Annotated in this window: 14 protein-coding genes; 8 read left to right on the top strand and 6 right to left on the bottom strand. The window is 70.7% G+C overall.

What is annotated here, in order from left to right; all coding sequences use genetic code 11:
- Positions 1–98: 98 nt before the first annotated feature.
- The 7 genes from F9C12_RS10490 (at position 99) to F9C12_RS10460 (ending at position 7,390) form a co-directional block, all read left to right on the top strand.
- Positions 99–995 (top strand): LysR family transcriptional regulator, encoded by an 897-nt coding sequence (locus tag F9C12_RS10490; protein ID WP_409465736.1) that lies wholly within the window; start codon positions 99–101, stop codon positions 993–995.
- 54 nt (positions 996–1,049) lie between these two features.
- Positions 1,050–2,480, top strand: coding sequence for a winged helix DNA-binding domain-containing protein (locus F9C12_RS10485; RefSeq protein ID WP_409465735.1), 1,431 nt, complete (start codon positions 1,050–1,052; stop codon positions 2,478–2,480).
- 1,113 nt (positions 2,481–3,593) lie between these two features.
- Positions 3,594–4,595, top strand: coding sequence for a type I glyceraldehyde-3-phosphate dehydrogenase (gene gap / locus F9C12_RS10480; protein WP_020658150.1), 1,002 nt, complete (start codon positions 3,594–3,596; stop codon positions 4,593–4,595).
- 5 nt (positions 4,596–4,600) lie between these two features.
- Positions 4,601–5,815, top strand: coding sequence for a phosphoglycerate kinase (locus F9C12_RS10475; RefSeq protein ID WP_409181793.1), 1,215 nt, complete (start codon positions 4,601–4,603; stop codon positions 5,813–5,815).
- On the top strand, positions 5,816–6,601 hold the full coding sequence (gene tpiA, locus F9C12_RS10470) for a triose-phosphate isomerase (protein WP_409181792.1): 786 nt from the start codon (positions 5,816–5,818) through the stop codon (positions 6,599–6,601).
- A 137-nt stretch (positions 6,602–6,738) separates the two neighbouring features.
- Positions 6,739–6,969: a preprotein translocase subunit SecG gene (gene secG, locus F9C12_RS10465; RefSeq protein WP_033292761.1), complete on the top strand. Its 231-nt coding sequence runs from the start codon at positions 6,739–6,741 to the stop codon at positions 6,967–6,969.
- Between the two features lie 76 nt (positions 6,970–7,045).
- Positions 7,046–7,390: an RNA polymerase-binding protein RbpA gene (locus F9C12_RS10460; protein ID WP_009075886.1), complete on the top strand. Its 345-nt coding sequence runs from the start codon at positions 7,046–7,048 to the stop codon at positions 7,388–7,390.
- Between the two features lie 1,052 nt (positions 7,391–8,442).
- Here F9C12_RS10460 and F9C12_RS10455 read toward each other — a convergent pair.
- Positions 8,443–9,645, bottom strand: a complete 1,203-nt coding sequence (locus F9C12_RS10455) for a sensor histidine kinase (RefSeq protein WP_409181791.1) — start codon at positions 9,643–9,645, stop codon at positions 8,443–8,445.
- A 523-nt stretch (positions 9,646–10,168) separates the two neighbouring features.
- On the opposite strand from F9C12_RS10455, the gene F9C12_RS10450 reads away from it, so the two are divergent.
- Entirely contained in the window at positions 10,169–10,822 is a 654-nt protein-coding gene (locus tag F9C12_RS10450; protein WP_409187044.1) for a GntR family transcriptional regulator, read from the top strand.
- Between the two features lie 181 nt (positions 10,823–11,003).
- Here the strand turns inward: F9C12_RS10450 and pgl are convergent, their stop codons facing one another.
- The 5 genes from pgl to tal form a co-directional block, all read right to left on the bottom strand.
- Positions 11,004–11,777: a 6-phosphogluconolactonase gene (gene pgl / locus F9C12_RS10445; RefSeq protein ID WP_409181790.1), complete on the bottom strand. Its 774-nt coding sequence runs from the start codon at positions 11,775–11,777 to the stop codon at positions 11,004–11,006.
- A complete protein-coding gene (gene opcA / locus F9C12_RS10440; protein WP_409465734.1) occupies positions 11,774–12,826 on the bottom strand; it encodes a glucose-6-phosphate dehydrogenase assembly protein OpcA in 1,053 nt (350 codons plus the stop codon). The genes pgl and opcA overlap by 4 nt, the downstream gene beginning before the upstream one ends.
- Positions 12,827–12,896: 70 nt before the next feature.
- On the bottom strand, positions 12,897–14,426 hold the full coding sequence (gene zwf / locus F9C12_RS10435) for a glucose-6-phosphate dehydrogenase (protein ID WP_409181788.1): 1,530 nt from the start codon (positions 14,424–14,426) through the stop codon (positions 12,897–12,899).
- Positions 14,423–16,042 (bottom strand): glucose-6-phosphate isomerase, encoded by a 1,620-nt coding sequence (locus F9C12_RS10430; RefSeq protein WP_409465733.1) that lies wholly within the window; start codon positions 16,040–16,042, stop codon positions 14,423–14,425. Before F9C12_RS10430 ends, zwf begins: the two co-directional genes overlap by 4 nt.
- 10 nt (positions 16,043–16,052) lie before the next feature.
- Positions 16,053–17,162: a transaldolase gene (tal, locus tag F9C12_RS10425; protein ID WP_409465732.1), complete on the bottom strand. Its 1,110-nt coding sequence runs from the start codon at positions 17,160–17,162 to the stop codon at positions 16,053–16,055.
- Between the last annotated feature and the right edge of the window lie 4 nt (positions 17,163–17,166).

Here is a 17,166-nt window from a genome sequence, read left to right as displayed (position 1 = left end):
CCTTTCGTTCGGCTCTACTTTGGGCTGCCGCGGATTGCCCGTCGATGCAAGAATCGGCACGGAATTCTTCCGCTGAACGCAAACCTTCCGGAGCGGCCATGGACCTCAACCTCTTGCGCGTGCTGGACGTGCTGCTGCAGGAAGGCAGCGTCACGCGCGCCGCCGCCCGGCTGGGCAGCTCGCCCGCCGCAGTGAGCCGCACGCTCGCGAAACTGCGCCGCGCCGCCGGTGATCCGCTTCTGGTGCGCGCAGGCCAAGGCCTGGTCCCGACCCCGCGCGCGCTGGAACTGAAGGACGAAGTCGCCGCCCTCGTGCACCGCGCCGACCGCATCCTGGCCCCGGGTCCCGGTTTCACTCCCGCGGACCTTCGCCGCACCTTCACCGTCCAGGCAGCCGACCTGGTGGTCAGCGGCCTGGCTGCCTCGTTGACCGCCCGCATCCGCGCCGAAGCCCCGCACGTCGAGGTCGTCTTCGTCCCGGAGTCCACAGAGGACAGCGGAGCGCTGCGCGACGGCCGGGTAGACCTCGAAATCGGCGCCCCCGGTCATCACGACCCGGAAACCCGCACCGAGCCCCTGCTGCGCGCTGAAGTGATAGGCATTGCGCGGCAAGGAAACCCGCTCTTCGACGCGCCGATGGACCCGGCCCGCTTCGCCGCCGCCGAGCACCTCGGCATCTCCCGCCGAGGCAAACAGCAAGGCCCGATCGACACCGCCCTCGCCCGGCTGGGCTTGCGCCGCCGGATCGCCGCGGTCGTCCCCGGACACCCGAGCGCGCTGATCCTGGCCAGCGAAAGCGATCTGGTGACCATCGGCATCGAGGGCTGGCTGGAGCCGTTCCTGACCGCGCTGGGCCTGCGAACCTTCCCCATCCCGCTCGACCTGCCGCCGATCGAACTGGGCCTGGCCTGGCATCCCCGGACCGCCGCCGACCCCGCTCAGCGCTGGTTCCGTGCCCGCGCGCGCACCGCCATGCTCGGCAGTTCTGTCTCCTGACCAGCGCGGATGCGTTTTCTGTCGGACCCTCCTGGTAGAACTCGGAGGGTGAAGATGACCCTCGCCCAACGCCGGGCGCGCCTCGGCGTTCGCCACCGTCTCGCGCAACGGGCGACGACCGTCGAGGAAGCAGTCGACGGCGTCGTCGCACTGCACGCCACCGATCCCGCTTCGGTGTACCTGTCCGCCTGGTCGCGGGTAAGCGCGGTCTCGGTCGCCGACGTCGAAGACGCGCTGTACTCCCGGCGCACCCTGCTGCGAATCCTGGGCATGCGGCGCACGGTCTTTGTCACCGACGTCGCCACCGCCGGTGTGGTGCAAGCTGCGTGCTCGTACGACATCGCCGCGCGGCAACGCCGCCTGCTGGAGAAGCAGCTGGGCACCCAGGGCTATCCGGAGAATGTCCCGCGCCCGGGGGAATGGCTGGACGAGGTCATGGCGAGTGTGGAGAAAGCGTTGCGCGCCAGAGGATCGGCAACCGCCCAGCAACTGGCGGACGACGAACCGCGCCTGCGGCAGCAACTGCTGATGGCGAAGGGAAAACCGTACGAGTCGATCGGCAACGTGACCAGCCGGGTGCTGTTCCAGCTGGCCGCGGAAGGCCACATCGTGCGCGGCCGCCCGAGGGGGAGCTGGCAGAGCACGCAGTACCACTGGTCGCCGATGGCTGATTGGCTGGCGGGTAGTGCGGGTGTTTCGGCTTCTGACGGGGGAGGCAAGCCGGGCCGCTCTGGATCCGGTGCCGCCCGCTCTGGTGCTGGCGCGGCTGGCGGTTCCGCTTCTCGTGTTGCCGATGGGGCAGCTGTCTCTGGTCCTGGTGTTGGCGCGGTTGGCGGGTCTTCGTCTCGTGCCGCCGCTGGTTCTGCTTGTGGTGGGGAAGCCGTGCCGGGCCGCCCCGAGCCCGGGGCCGCTCGCTCTGGCGGTGGCGCGACTGGGAGCACCGGTGACTGGCCAGGCCTCTCCGAAGACGAAGCCCGCGCCGCCCTGGCCCGGCGATGGCTCTGCGCCTTCGGTCCCGCCCCGGTCGCCGACCTCCGCTGGTGGACCGGCTGGACCGCGGGCCAAACGAAGAAGGCCCTGACCGCCGTGGCCCCCGCCGAGGTCGACCTGGACGGAGAACCCGCGATCGCCCTGCCCGGCGACCTGGCCCCGGTCGCCGCTCCCGACCCGTGGGTGGCCCTGCTCCCGGCGCTGGACCCGACCGCGATGGGCTGGCAGTCCCGGGATTGGTACGTCGGCGCGCACCGCGCCGCCTTGTTCGACCGCAGCGGCAACATCGGCCCGACCGTCTGGAGCGACGGCCGGATCGTCGGAGCCTGGGCACAGCGCCCGTCGGGAGAAGTCGCGGTCCGCCTGCTGGAGGACCTCGGAGCCGAAAAGACCGCCGCGGTGGACGCCGAAGCCGCCCGGCTGAGCGACTGGCTGGGGGAGGCGCGAGTGGTGCCGAAATTCCGGACCCCGGCGGAGAAGGAGCTGTCTGGATAGAGCTTCCTGCCGGGGCCGGAAGGCGCGCTGTTCGAACGGCTCGGGCGCCGGACTTCCTGGCGACCCGGGGTGCCTGACGCCCTACCGTTGCGCACCCGGACGAGTTTCTCGCGGGCGGACCGATCGGCTGCCCGCGAGCAAAGCTGCTTGTACGCCTTGAACGAGTTCAGGAACTTGTCCTTGTCCGCTGGCGTCAGGTTTTGGGATCCGTCGACCCCCCGGACCCCGGACCCGCGGACCCCGCTGCCCGAGCCGTGCTGCTCGCTGAGCGGCGGTGCCCGTCGAGGGGTGCTGCCTGCCGAGGGGTGGTGTCCGCCGAGCGCGCTGCCTGCCGAGCGATGCTGTCTGCTGAGCAGTGCTGCCTACTGAGCGGTGGTGTCTGCCGGGCGGTGGTGCCCGCTGAGCGGTGCTGCCTGCGGGCGGTGCTGCCTGCTGAGCAGTGCTGCCTGCGGGCGGTGCTGCCCGCCGAGCCGTGCTGCCTGCCGAGCGCGCTGCCTGCGGGGCCGTGCTGCCTGTCGAGCGGCGCTGCTCGCTGAGCGGTGGTGTCTGCCGGGCGGTGGTGCCCGTCGAGCGGTGCTGCCTGCGGGCGGTGCTGCCCGCGGGGCCGTGCTGCCTGCCGAGCGGTGCTGCCTGCTGAGCCGCGCTGCTCGCTGAGCGGTGCCGCCTGCTGAGCCGCGCTGCCCGCTGAGCGGTGCCGCCCGCCGAGCAGTCCCGCCGCCAGCCCTGCCGTCTCCGCCACCCCACCCCGCCCCGCCCCGCCCGGCGAAACCGCCCCGCCCGGCGAAACCGTCCCGACAGCGTGAACCGGGGCACCAAGACCGATCAAGCCACTGGTCCGCTCCCGCCGCCCGGCCCCGGGGGAGCGGTCGCCCCGTTTCCGGTCCTCACCCGGCTGAGCTGGGTTCTTAATCGATTCTTGACGTCTCCCGGCAGTGGTGGAAGTCTCGTCAGGGCAGTCCGGGGCAACGGGGCCCGCACGCTAGGGTTGCACCGATTCCGGAAGTCGCAGAGGTCTTCCGGGGCGGGCGCCCCGGGGAACTTCCGCAGTGACCAACTTCAGCGGTCGGCGGCCGGCGCGCCGTCGCCGTGATCAACACCAGAGGAGTGGCAGCAGTGACCGTTCGCGTAGGTGTCAACGGCTTCGGCCGGATCGGCCGCAACTTCTTCCGTGCCGTGAAGGCGAGCGGTCACGACATCGAGGTCGTCGCGTTCAACGACCTCGGCGACGTCGCCACCATGGCCCACCTGCTCAAGTACGACTCGATCCTCGGCCGCTTCCCGGGCGAGGTCAGCGTCAGCGACGAGGGCATCGTCGTCGACGGCAAGACCATCAAGGCCCTCGCCGAGCGCGACCCGGCGAACCTGCCCTGGGGCGACCTCGGCGTGGACGTCGTCGTCGAGTCGACCGGCTTCTTCACCAACGCCGACGCCGCCAAGGCGCACATCGCCGGCGGCGCGAAGAAGGTCATCATCTCCGCGCCGGCCAAGGGCGAGGACCTGACCGTCGTCCTCGGCGTCAACGACGACAAGTACGACGGCTCGCAGACGATCATCTCGAACGCGTCCTGCACCACCAACTGCCTCGGCCCGCTGGCCAAGGTCCTCAACGACGCCTTCGGCATCGAGCAGGGCCTGATGACCACGATCCACGCCTACACGCAGGACCAGAACCTGCAGGACGGCCCGCACAAGGACCTGCGCCGCGCCCGCGCCGCCGCCCTGAACGTCGTCCCGGCCTCCACCGGCGCGGCCAAGGCGATCGGCCTCGTGCTGCCGGAGCTGCTCGGCAAGCTGGACGGCTACGCGCTGCGCGTCCCGGTCCCGACCGGCTCGGCCACCGACCTCACCGTCACCCTCAAGAAGTCGGCCACCGTCGACGAGATCAACGAGGCGTACAAGGCCGCCGCCGAGGGCCCGCTGGCCGGCATCCTGCGCTACTCGGTCGACCCGATCGTGTCCTCGGACATCGTCACCGACCCGGCGTCCTGCATCTACGACTCGCCGCTCACCAAGGTGATCGGCAACCAGGTCAAGGTCGTCGGCTGGTACGACAACGAGTGGGGCTACTCCAACCGCCTCGCCGACCTGATCAAGCTCGTCGGCTCGAAGCTCTGAACCAGATGAGCGTCAAGAACCTCGACGACCTGCTGGGCGAGGGCGTTCAAGGCCGCTACGTGCTGGTGCGCAGCGACCTGAACGTCCCGCTCGACGGGTCGGCCATCACCGACGACGGCCGGGTCCGGGCCGCGCTGCCGACGATCAAGAAGCTCGCCGACGCGGGCGCGAAGGTCGTCGTCGCCGCGCACCTCGGCCGCCCCAAGGGCGAGCCGGACCCGAAGTTCACGCTCGCGCCGGTCGCCCAGCGGCTGGGCGAACTGCTCGGCTCCGAGGTCCCGCTGGCGGGCGACCTCGTCGGCGAGTCGGCGAAGACGCTGGTGGCCGGACTGGCCGACGGCAAGGTCGCCCTGCTGGAGAACGTGCGTTTCGACGCGCGCGAGACCAGCAAGGACGCCGTCGACCGGTCCGAGCTGGCCGCTGAGCTGGCCGCCTTGGTGCCGGGCGGGGCGTTCGTCTCCGACGGCTTCGGCGTCGTGCACCGCAAGCAGGCCTCGGTCTACGAGATCGCCTCGGTGCTCCCGGCGTACGCGGGCGGACTCGTGCTGGCCGAGCTGGACGTGCTGAAGAAGCTGACCGACGACGTCAAGCGCCCGTACGTGGTCGCGCTCGGCGGCTCGAAGGTGTCCGACAAGCTCGGCGTCATCGCGAACCTGCTCACCAAGGTCGACCGGCTGCTCATCGGCGGCGGCATGGCGTACACGTTCCTCAAGGCCAAGGGCTACGAGGTCGGCGCGTCGCTGCTGCAGGAAGACCAGCTGGACCAGGTCAAGGGCTTCCTCGCCGAGGCGGAGAAGCGCGGCGTCGAACTGGTGCTGCCGGTCGACGTGCTCGCCGCCGAGGGCTTCGCCGCCGACGCGGCGCACGAGGCCGTCGACGTCACCGCCATCCCGGCCGACCGCATGGGCCTCGACATCGGCCCGCGCAGCGCCGAGCTGTTCGCGCGGAAGCTCGCCGACGCGGCGACCGTCTTCTGGAACGGCCCGATGGGCGTCTTCGAATTCGAGGCGTTCGCCGGCGGCACCCGCGCGGTGGCCGAGGCGCTGGTGAAGAGCGACGCGTTCACCGTCGTCGGCGGCGGCGATTCGGCCGCCGCGGTGCGGCAGCTGGGCCTTCCCGAGGACGGCTTCTCGCACATCTCCACCGGCGGCGGCGCCTCGCTCGAGTACCTGGAAGGCAAGGAGCTGCCCGGCGTGGCGGCGCTGGAGGGGAAGAACTAAGTGGCACGCAAGCCCCTGGTGGCAGGCAACTGGAAGATGAACCTCAACCACCTCGAGGCCATCGCCCTGGTGCAGAAGATCGCCTTCGCGCTGCCGGAGAAGTACTACGCGAAGGTGGACGTGGCCGTGCTGCCGCCGTTCACCGACATCCGCAGCGTGCAGACCCTGGTCGACGCCGACAAGCTCTCGCTCACCTACGGTGCGCAGGACCTGTCGCCGCACGACTCGGGCGCCTACACCGGCGACATCTCCGGCCCGATGCTGGCGAAGCTGGGCTGCAGCTTCGTCACCGTCGGCCACTCGGAGCGGCGCGCGCTCCACGGCGAGACCGACGAGCTGGTCAACAAGAAGGTCAAGGCCGCGCTCAAGCACGGCATCACGCCGATCCTGTGCGTGGGCGAGGAACTCGAGATCCGCGAGGCGGGCGAGCACCTCGAGCACACCCGCAACCAGCTCGTCGAGGGCCTCAAGGGGCTCAAGGCCGAGCAGGTGCAGGCCGTGGTGATCGCGTACGAGCCGGTGTGGGCCATCGGCACCGGCAAGGTCGCGACCGCCGCCGACGCCGAAGAGGTCTGCAAATCCCTGCGCGGAACGCTCTCGGAGAAGTACGGCGACGAGGTCGCCACCTCGGTCCGGGTGCTCTACGGCGGTTCGGTGAAGTCCGGGAACGTCTCCGAACTGGTGGCCGCGGACAACATCGACGGGGCGCTGGTCGGCGGCGCGAGCCTCGACGGCGAGGAGTTCACCAAGCTCTGCGCGCTCGCCGCCGGTGGCCCGCTGCCCTGATCGTGAGCACTACCGGGTAGCCTGTGTGTTCGGTCCGTCACTAGAGCAGTGGACGAGTCCAGGGGTACGGTGAAGATCCGCACACCGCGTGCGGTCCGGCCGTACCCCTGCATGCTCCGACAAGCACAGAGGATGACATGAAGCTGTTCCTGCAAATCCTGTTGATCGCCTCCAGCGTGCTGCTGGTGGTGGCCGTGCTGCTGCACCGCGGCCGGGGCGGCGGCCTGTCGTCGCTGTTCGGCGGGGGGATGCAGTCGAGTCTCGCGGGATCCAGCGTCGCCGAGAAGAACCTCGACCGGATCACGCTGCTGCTCGGGGCCATCTGGCTGATCAGCATCGTGGGTCTCGGCCTCCTGCTCAAGGTCTGACCGGGTCCCCGGAAGGGGACTTGCGATCGGCGTGCCTATTGGGGGGCGCGCCGCCGATTCCAACGGGTGAGGATTCATGGTTGGCGGTAACGCGATTCGCGGCACCCGCGTGGGTGCCGGTCCTTCGGGCGAATCGGAGCGGGGTGAATCGGCGCCACGGCGCCGGGTGTCGTATTGGTGCGCGAACGGGCACGAGGCTCGCCCGTCGTTCGCGATGGACGCGGAAATCCCCGACGAATGGGACTGCCCGCGCTGCGGGCTCCCGGGCGGTCAGGACGAGCAGAATCCGCCCGCCGCGCCTCGTACCGAGCCGTACAAGACGCATCTGGCATACGTGAAGGAACGCCGCAGCGACGCCGACGGCGAGGCCATCCTCGCTGAAGCGCTCGAGCGCCTCCGCCAGCGCCGCGAATTGATCTGAGGCACGGTTTTTTCTCCGGGACCACCGGCTTCCCGCCCGCGAGGGCGAGGGCCGGTGGTTTTTTAGTTCCCGGGGTCAGTTCCGGGCGGGGAAGGGCCGGGCCGCACGGGGATCGGGTGGTCTGGACCTGGGGGGAGGCAGGTCCAGACCACTGTTGAGGGGTGCGGTTCGGCAGGGCGGCTCGGAAGGCGGGTGCGCGGCTTTGTTCGGCACTGCGGCGCTGTCCGGCAGACCACGGGGGCCGCAGGACACAGCGCGACGGCGGCTCGGCTCGGCAGGGCGTGGATGGGGCGACTCGACAGCGTGGGCGGTTCGGCTCGGCGCGAGTTAGGGCGGTTCGGCGGGCGGGGAGACCGGGAGAGTGCGGCGCGTGGGTGGCTTGGCGCGGGGGCGGTAGTCCGGCGGGGAGGAGGGCTAGCGCGGTTCGGGCAGGCAGCCCGGGAGGGAGCGGCGCGTGGGCGGTTTGGCACGGGGACGGCAGTCCGGCACGGCGCAGGATTAGCGCGGTTCGGCGGGCGGGCAGCCTGGGAGGGTGCGGCGTGTGGGCGGTTTGGCACGAGGGCTGCAGTCCGGCGGGGTGCAGGGCTAGCGCGGTTCGGGCAGGCAGCCCGGGAGGGAGCGGCGTGTGGGCGGTTTGGCACGGGGACGGCAGTCCGGCGGGGAGCAGGGCTAGCGCGGTTCGGCGGGCAGCCTGGGAAGGTGCGGCGCGGGGGCGGTTTGGCACGGACGAGGCAGCCGGCACGGTGCAGGACCAGGGCGGTTCGGGCAGAGCGGCGATCGGTTCTGTTCGAGCGGCCCACGGGCGCCGAAACAGGTGGTTCGGACCTTTGGCGGCTGGCCGGGCGGCTGTCTGGACCTGTGGCCGGGGGAGAGCGGCGTTGTGTCTCGTGAGTGCGGATCCCGGTTAGAACCGGGATCCGCACTCACGAGACCCCGGCGGGGACCGTCGTGGTGGGGCAGTCCTGTCGTGGAGCGGGCCGCGGCGTCTGGACCGGCGCCCATTCGCACCCCAGCCTCGAACGAGCACCGGCCGGTCCAGACCAATCCCGAGCTCAGCGGTCCAGCGGATACCGCGCCCGCACCCGGAATCCGCCGTCTTCCGTTCCTGACGTTTCGAAGCTTCCGCCCAGCAGGCGGGCTCGTTCGGCCAGTCCGGTGAGTCCGTGGCCGCCTGAGGGGAAGGCTTCTCCGGTGCGGCAGGCGCGGGCGTTTTCGACCTCGATGTCCAGTGCGCCGCTCGCCGCGTGGATGCGGATCGTCGCCGTTGCGCCGGGGGCGTGTTTGTGGACGTTCGTCAGGCATTCCTGCACCGTCCGGTAGGCCGCTGCCGAGACCTGGCTCGGCAGGGTGTCCGGGAGCTGCTCGACGGTCAGCTGCACCGGGACGTCCGAGGTGCGGATCAGGTGGTCCAGTTCTCCTATCCCGGGCCGCGGGCCGTCGTCTCCCGAACCCGAACGCAGCACGCTCACCAGCGAGCGCAGTTCCTCGAGCGTCCGCGTCGACAGCTGGCGGATGACCTGCGCCGTCTCCAGCGCCGGGCCTTCCTTCGCCTGCGCCTGCAGCGCGCCGGCCTGCATGGCGATCAGCGTGATCTGGTGCGACACCACGTCGTGCATCTCGCGGGCCAGCCGGGCGCGTTCCTCGGCTCGCACTGCGTCGGCGTGGAAGCGGCGTTCGCGGTCGCGGCTTTTCGCCAGTTCGCGCAGTTTCGCCGAGATCTCCGCGCGCGCCCCGATCAGCAGGCCGATCGTGATCGGCATCCCGGCGACCAGCACGCCGTAGATGCCGTCGAGGACGTGTTCGCGCCAGCTCAGCTCGGCGAACTCCTGCAGCGGCCACCGCACGAACCGGCAGGTGAACACCAATCCCGCGCCGACCCAGGTCTGCCAGTGCAGCTGCCGCCGCGTCGCGAGCATGCCCAGGTTGAGCATCGACGCGAGCTGCGCCCATCCGGCGAAGAATCCCGGTGCCGCGGCGAGCACCGCAAGGAACGGGAAGCGCCGGCGCACCACGACCGCGAGGCACGCGGCGGCCGACAGGTAGAGCGAATAAGGCTGTGCTTTCGGCGGCACGACGAGCCAGACGTCGAGCACCGCCAGCAGCACGACCACCGCCTCGACGGCGATGGTCGCGACGAGGGGTTTCCGGAACACGGCGAATGCCCCGGTCAGACTGGCGCGCCTGGCTCGCCGGGCGGCTCCGGCGGCGGAGCTGCTCATCGAGATGCCAGGAATCGAGAGTCCCTCAGTGCTCATCGCGGCGACCCCATTCGTCTTGTGGACTTAGTGATGAGATGCTCCGGCCACCCGATCGGGACGCGCGGCGGTGAACAAATGTGCGGATGCTAACGGGAACGTGTGTGTTGGCAGTAAGTTTCACCCAGAGTGGTTCTAGTGGTGTTGTAATCTCCACGACTGCTCCAACAGGATGAACGAAGCGCGGTCGACATCACCATGTGTCGATCACATCACCTTATGTTCACCATACGGCGGTTCCCACATACTGGTGAGCCGCTTTTTGGCCCAGTGTCAGTTGCTCCGTTTGCCGCCTGGTCGAGGCCGGATCAGGCCCCCACGAACAGGGGTGGGATCACCCGTGCGGGTGGGTGGAAGGTGTCGCTGCGCAGTCGGCGGTCGCCGGGTGGCGGCCGCGTCGGAGACCGGGACGGCGTGGCTGCTCGGCGGAGCCGATTCCTCTCCTCGGAGGCGGTATCTCATCGACGAGAACGCTGATCATCGATGATGCAGCGGATCGTCCTATCCTGGGCGCATGAAGCAGATGCTGTCCGAGCAGGTCTACGACCAGGTCCGCGACGCGATCATGCGCGGCGAGGTCGAGCCGGGGCAGGCGCTGAAACCGCAGGAGCTGGCGGCGCGGTACGAGGTGAGCCTCGCCGTGGTGCGCGAGGCGCTGGTCCGGTTGGTCGGGGAGGGGCTGGCGGAACGGCTGACGAATCGCGGGTTCGCCGTGCCCGCGCTCGCCGACCGGCGGTGGCAGGAGATCATCGAGGCGCGCCAGACGGTCGAGCCCGCGATGCTGCGGCTGTCGGTCGCGCGCGGAGATCTGGAGTGGGAAACGCGGGTGCGCGCGGCGGGGCACCGGCTCGCCCGGACGCCGATGTATGTGCCGGACGAAGGCAGCTACTACTCCGCGGCGTGGGCGGAAGCGCACCGCTTGTTCCACCGCACGCTGCTCGACGGCTGCGGGAACGCGGTTCTGTTGGAGAATTTCGACCGGATGTGGACGGCGAGCGAGCTGGCCCGGCGGTGGACGGTGCACCCGGCGTACCGGCTGCCGGTGGCGGATGTGCTGGCCCAGCACGAGGCGCTGGAGCGGGCGGCATTGAGCCGCGATCCGGACGAGGCGGCCGGGCTGCTGATGAACCACCTGGCGGCGACGGCGGCGGTGTTGAGCGGTGCGGGGGAGTCGTGAGTGGCGTTCCCGGTTAGAACCGGGAACGCCACTCACGACCCCCCGAGCCGCGCAACGGAATAACTGCAGCCGCTGGCGAACGAGTTGACGGCGACTGCGCCGAGCTACCCGCAAAACCCCTTGCCCCACAACGGAAAGGCTCCCCGCGAAAACCCGCGAGGAGCCTTTCCGGCAAACCGTCCTACTCGGCAGGCGGCTGATACACCTTCGTCAGCTTCCCGGCCGCCTCGCGGTCCAGCAGCCACAGCGTCCGCCGGTAACCGCGGGCTCCCGACACCGGGATCTGCGTTTCCGGCGCGCCGGCCAGTGCCTGCGCGACCGCGTCCGCCTTGGCGGTGCCTGCCGTCATCAGCCAGACCTCCCGGGCGCGGCGGATGGCGGGCAGCGTCAGCGACACGCGCGTCGGCGGGGGTTTCGGGCAGTCGCGGACCGGCACCACCGAGCGCTTCGTTTCGCGCACCTCCGCGGTTTCCGGGAACAGCGACGCCGTGTGGCCCTCGCCGCCGAGGCCCAGCAGCATGATGTCGAACTCCGGCACGTCCGCGCCGGGGCCCGCCGCGTCGGCCAGGACCTTCGCGTAAGCCTCGGCGGCCGCGTCGACGTCGTCGCCGAATTCGCCGTCCGACGGGGCCATCGCGTGCACTCGCTCGGGAGCCAGCGGCACGTGGTCGAGCAGGGCTTCGCGCGCGCCCTTCTCGTTGCGCTCGTCCGAATCCGCCGGGACGAAACGCTCGTCGCCCCAGTAGACGTCCAGCCGCGACCAGTCGATCGCGTCCCGCGCGCTCGACTCCCGCAGTTCGCGCAGCACGGCGATCCCGGTGCCGCCGCCGGTGAGCACCACCGACGCCGCGCCGCGGGCCGCCTGCACGTCCACGATCCGGGTCACCAGCCGGGCCGCGGCGGCCGCGGCCAGCAGGTCCGGGTTTTCGTAGACGACGACCTCGGTCCGGCTCATGAGCTGCTCTTTTCCGCGGTCTTGCGGGCCGCCTTCGGCTTGGCGGCGGCAGGCTTCGCCGCGGCAGGCTTGGCGGAAGCGGCGGCGGCAGCCTTGGCCGGAGCCTTGGCCGCGGCGGGCTTCGACCCGTTGGACGCGGCGATCTTGTGCAGCCCGTGCAGCGCGGCCTCGTAGATCTCGTCCGGGTCGAGCCGCCGCAGTTCCTCCACGAGGCACTCCGGATTGCTGCGCCGCTGCAACGCGATCCGCCGCGTCGGCTGGCCCGGCTGGGTCAGCGTGCCGACCCGCCCGTCCGGCCGCGTCAGCTCCACCGCGCCCGACTTCCGCTCCAGCTTCACCGAGATGATGCCCTGCGCGCTCGAGCTCTTGACCCGGTGCACCGGGGCCTTGAGGTACTCGGCGAGCCAGCCGGCGAGCAGTTCGGTGGACGGCGAATCGGCCTCGCCGGTCACCGTCGCGCTCGTGATCTTCTCGTACGGCGGCAGGTCCAGCGCCGACACCAGCTGCGCCCGCCAGCGGGTCAGCCGGGTCCACGCCAGGTCGGTGTCACCCTCCACATAGGACTTCGCGCGCGTGGTGAGAGCCCTTATCGGGTTCTTCTCCGCGGCGGAGTCGGTGATCCGGCGCTGCGCCAGCTGGCCCAGCGGGTCCTCCGCGGGAGCCTTCGGGCCGACGCCCGGCCACCAGGTGACGATCGGCGCGTCCGGCAGCAGCAGCGGCACCACCGCGCTCTGCCCCTGCGCGGCCAGCGGGCCGTACAGCCGCAGCACGATGACCTCGCTCGCCCCGGCGTCGCCGCCGACGCGGATCTGGCCGTCTATCCGCGGCGCGGCCGTGCGCGCGCCCTTCGCCACGACGATCACCCGCGACGGGTGCTCGCGGCTCGCGTCGTTCGCGGCCTCGATGGCGTCCTCGAGCTTGGCGTCGTCGTCCGCGACGATCACCAGCGTCAGCACCCGGCCGAGCGCGACCTGGCCGCCCTGCTCGCGGATCTCCACCAGTTTCTTGTTCAGCGCCGACGTCGTGGTCGACGGCAGGTCGATGATCAAGGCCGCCTCCAGTGTTTTTGCGGGATACCCGCACCCAGTCGGCGCCCGCGGTCCGCTTCGCGATTGTGCCTCACGGCCGCCTCCAGTGCCTGCCGGTACGTTCCATCATCTCGTCCGCCGACTTCGGACCCCAGCTGCCCGGCGGGTACTGCTCCGGAGCGGTGCCGAGCTTGGCCCAGTGCGAGAGCACCGGGTCGAGGATTTCCCACGACAGCTCGACTTCCTCGTTCACCGGGAACAGCGACGGCTCGCCCAGCAGCACGTCCAGGATCAGCCGCTCGTAGGCCTCCGGCGACGATTCGGTGAACGCGTGGCCGTAGCCGAAGTCCATCGTGACGTCGCGGACCTCCATCGTGGTCCCCGGCACCTTCGACCCGAACCGCAGCGTGATGCCCTCGTCCGGCTGCACGCGGATGACCAGCGCGTTCTGCCCCAGCTCCTCGGTGGAGGTGGAATCGAACGGCAGGTGCGGCGCGCGCTTGAACACGACCGCGATCTCGGTGACGCGGCGGCCGAGCCGCTTGCCGGTGCGCAGGTAGAACGGCACGCCCGCCCAGCGGCGGTTCTGCACCTCCAGCGTCACCGCGGCGTACGTCTCGGTCTTCGAGTCCTTCGCGAACCCGGCTTCCTGCAGCAGCCCCGGCACCTTCGTGCCGCCCTGCCAGCCGCCCGCGTACTGCCCGCGCGCGGTGGTCTCGTCCAGCGGCAGCATCGGCTTGGTCGCGGCCAGCACCTTGGCCTTCTCCGAGCGCAGCGCCTTCGGCTCGAACGACAGCGGCTCGTCCATCGCGGTGAAGGCGAGCAGCTGCAGCAGGTGGTTCTGGATGACGTCGCGCGCGGCGCCGATCCCGTCGTAGTACCCCGCGCGGCCGCCGAGGCCGATGTCCTCGGCCATGGTGATCTGCACGTGGTCGATGAAGTTCGCGTTCCAGATCGGCTCGAACAGCTGGTTCGCGAAGCGCAGCGCCAGGATGTTCTGCACCGTCTCCTTGCCGAGGTAGTGGTCGATGCGGAACACCGACTCCTCGGGGAAGACGTCGTTCACGATCGCGTTGAGTTCCTTGGCGCTCTTCAGATCGTGCCCGAACGGCTTCTCGATGACCACGCGCCGCCAGGTGTTCTCGTCGGCCTGCGCGAGGCCCGAACGCGCCAGCTGCTTGGTCACCACCGGGAACGCGCCCGGCGGGATCGACAGGTAGAACGCGGTGTTGCCGCCGGTGCCGCGCTCCTCGTCCAGTTCGCGCACGGTCTTCGCGAGCCGGTCGAAGGCCTCGTCGTCGTCGAAAGTGCCCTGGACGAACCGGATTCCTTCGGCGAGCCGGTTCCACACCGACTCCTTGAACGGCGTCCGCGCGTGCTCGCGCACCGAATCGTGCACCAGCTCGCCGAAGTCCTGGTGTTCCCAGTCCCGGCGGGCGAAGCCGACCAGCGAGAACCCGGCGGGCAGCAGCCCGCGGTGCGCGAGGTCGTAGATGGCGGGCATGAGCTTCTTGCGCGCCAGGTCGCCGGTGACGCCGAAGATCACCAGGCTCGACGGCCCGGCGATCCGCGGCAGCCGCTTGTCGCGGGGGTCCCGCAGCGGGTTGCGCCAGGTGGTCACTGGGCGGCCTCCTGCACTGCCCGGACGAGCTCGGCGAGCCCGGCGGCGCGGTCGGTCAAGTGCAGCCGCAGCACCGGGCGCCCGTGCTCGGCGAGCACCTGGCCGTCGCCGAGCGCCTGCGCGTGCTGGAGCTGCCCCAGCGTGTACGGGCGGTCCGGCACCGGCAGGTCTTCGCCGACCGCGCCGGTGATCTGCAGGAAGCTGCCGTTCTGGTGGCCGCCCTTGTGGTACTGCCCGGTGGAGTGCAGGAACCGCGGGCCCCAGCCGAACGTGGTCTGCACGCCGGTCCGCTTGGCGATTTCCGCGCGCAGCAAGGAAGTCGACGCGTCGTCCAGCCGGTCGAGGTAGGCCTGCACGGCGATATAACCGCCGTCGGCCACCGAGCCGAAGAACGCGCGCAGCACGTCGGCGAGCTTGCCTTCGGTCGAAACTCCTTCGCTGCCAAAGACTTCGACCGCACCGTCCACAGTGGCCGGTGCCTCGCCGCCCTTGAGCTTCTCCGGGTCGTCCAGCAGCGCGCGAGCCGCCTTCTTGGCCGCCTCGACGTCCGGCTGGTCGAACGGGTTGATCCCGATCAGCCGTCCGACGAGCGCGGTCGCGAACTCCCACACCAGGAACTGCGCGCCGAGCGGGCCGGTCACCGAGATCTGCGCCGCGCCCGCCGGGGCGCCGATCGCGACCGCGGTCGCGTCCTTGCCGTGGTCGGCGAACCCGGGCGCTTCCGGGCTCTCGACGGCCACCGGCAGCAGGCCGGTGCCGAGCTTGCCGGTGGACTCGGCGATGAGCTGCTCCGCCCAGTCCGGGAAACCCTTGATCCCGGAACCGGTGTCGGCCAGCACGACCTTCTCCGCGCCCGCCTCGTGCGCGGCCGCCCAAGCCGCGGCCAGTTGCACGGCCGGGTTCTCGGGCGCGTCCTCGGCGAGCGTTTCCGCCACCGAGGCGGCCTGGTCGAGCAGGCGCGCGACGTCCGCGCCCGCGAGACCGGCCGGCACGAGGCCGAACGCGGTCAGCGCGGAGTAGCGGCCGCCGACGTGCGGGTCGGCCAGGAAGGTCTTGCGGTAGCCCTCTTTCTCCGCCAGTTCGGAGAACGGGGAGCCGGGATCGGTCACGACGACGATGCGCCGCGCGGCGTCGATCCCGGCGTCCGCGAACGCCTTGGCGAAGATCCGGCGGTGGCTGTCGGTCTCCACGGTGCCGCCGGACTTCGACGACACCACGATGACCGTGCGCTCGAGGTCGCCCGCGAGCGCGTCGGCCACCTGGCCGGGGTCGGTCGTGTCGAGCACCGTGAGCGGGACGCCGGCGGTGGCGGTGATGACCTCCGGCGCGAGCGACGAGCCGCCCATGCCGGCGAGCACCACGCGGTCCACGCCTTCGCTGCGCAGTTCCGCGCGCAGCGACTCGATTTCCCCGATCAACGGACGCGACGACTTGTGCAACGTCGTCCAGGACAATCGGATCGACGCTTCGGACTCGGCGTCCGGACCCCACAGCGTGGAGTCCTGGGCGGCGAGCTTGGCAGCGGCGCCGTCGGCGGCCAGCCGCTGCGCCAGCGGCGCTGCCTTTTCTGCCAGTTCGGCGTCGACGATCACGACGCCGGTTTCGTCCCCGCTCATGGTCTCTGGTTCAGCCCCTCGCTTTGTTCAGCTGCCCGGTCACCGTGTCCAGCAGTTCCTGCCAGGACTTCTCGAACTTCTCGACGCCCTCGGTCTCCAGCGTGCGGAACACGTCCGGCACGTCGATGCCCGCCGCCGACAGCTTGTCGAAGACCGCCTGCGCCTGCTCGCCCTTTCCGGAAACCGTGTCGCCGGTGATCTCGGCGTGGTCGGCGACCGCGTCCATGGTCTTCTCGGGCATCGTGTTCACGACGTCGGCGACCACGAGCTGGTCGACGTACCGGGTGTCGGAGTAGGCCGGGTCCTTCACGCCGGTGGAGGCCCACAGCGGACGCTGCGCGTTCGCGCCCGCCTCGGCGAGCGCCTTCCACCGGTCGGTGGCGAACAGCTTCTCGAAGGCGTCGTACGCGAGCCGCGCGTTGGCGATGGCCGCCTCGCCCAGCAGCGCCTTGGCCTCGTCGGTGCCGATCGCGTTCAGCCGCTTGTCGACCTCGCTGTCCACCCGGGACACGAAGAACGACGCGACCGAGTGGATGCCCTTGAGGTCGTGGCCGTTGGCCTTCGCCTGCTCCAGTCCGGCGAAGAAGGCCTTGATGACGGCCTCGTAGCGCTCGACGGAGAAGATCAGCGTGACGTTGACGCTGATGCCCTCGGCGAGCACCGCGGTGATCGCCGGCAGGCCCTCTTCGGTCGCCGGGATCTTGATCATCACGTTCGGCCGGTCGACGGTCTTCCACAGGTCCTTGGCCTCGGCCACCGTCTTGTCGGTGTCCTTCGCCAGGCGCGGGTCCACCTCGATGGACACGCGGCCGTCGACGCCGTTCGTGGCGTTGTACACGTCGCGGAACAGGTCCGCGGCGTTGCGCACGTCGGTGGTGGTCAGCTCCCGGACGGTGCCGTCGAGGTCCGCCCCGCGCGCGGCGAGGTCGTTGACCTGCTCGTCGTAGGCGGCGCCGTTCGACAGCGCGTTCGCGAAGATGGTCGGGTTGGTGGTCACGCCGACGACGTGCTTGTCGCGGATGAGCCCGGCGAGGTTGCCCGAGTTCAGGCGCTCGCGCGAAAGGTCGTCCAGCCAGATCGAGACGCCTGCTTCGGACAGCTGTCCGAGTCGGTCAGTCATGATT

It is taken from the genome of Amycolatopsis sp. GA6-003 (assembly GCF_046267895.1).
Classification (GTDB): Bacteria; Actinomycetota; Actinomycetes; order Mycobacteriales; family Pseudonocardiaceae; genus Amycolatopsis.
Note: the sequence above shows the minus strand (reverse complement) of the source record. Positions and strands in the feature narration are given on the sequence as shown.

What these genes read in the sequence shown, in the direction of transcription:
- F9C12_RS10490 (WP_409465736.1), top strand. Translation starts at nt 99, where the DNA reads ATGGACCTCAACCTCTTGCGCGTGCTGGACGTGCTGCTGCAGGAAGGC.
- F9C12_RS10485 (WP_409465735.1), top strand. Translation starts at nt 1,050, where the DNA reads ATGACCCTCGCCCAACGCCGGGCGCGCCTCGGCGTTCGCCACCGTCTC.
- F9C12_RS10475 (WP_409181793.1), top strand. Translation starts at nt 4,601, where the DNA reads ATGAGCGTCAAGAACCTCGACGACCTGCTGGGCGAGGGCGTTCAAGGC.
- secG (WP_033292761.1), top strand. Translation starts at nt 6,739, where the DNA reads ATGAAGCTGTTCCTGCAAATCCTGTTGATCGCCTCCAGCGTGCTGCTG.
- F9C12_RS10460 (WP_009075886.1), top strand. Translation starts at nt 7,046, where the DNA reads ATGGTTGGCGGTAACGCGATTCGCGGCACCCGCGTGGGTGCCGGTCCT.
- F9C12_RS10455 (WP_409181791.1), bottom strand. Translation starts at nt 9,645, where the DNA reads ATGAGCACTGAGGGACTCTCGATTCCTGGCATCTCGATGAGCAGCTCC.
- F9C12_RS10450 (WP_409187044.1), top strand. Translation starts at nt 10,169, where the DNA reads ATGCTGTCCGAGCAGGTCTACGACCAGGTCCGCGACGCGATCATGCGC.
- pgl (WP_409181790.1), bottom strand. Translation starts at nt 11,777, where the DNA reads ATGAGCCGGACCGAGGTCGTCGTCTACGAAAACCCGGACCTGCTGGCC.
- F9C12_RS10430 (WP_409465733.1), bottom strand. Translation starts at nt 16,042, where the DNA reads ATGAGCGGGGACGAAACCGGCGTCGTGATCGTCGACGCCGAACTGGCA.
- tal (WP_409465732.1), bottom strand. Translation starts at nt 17,162, where the DNA reads ATGACTGACCGACTCGGACAGCTGTCCGAAGCAGGCGTCTCGATCTGG.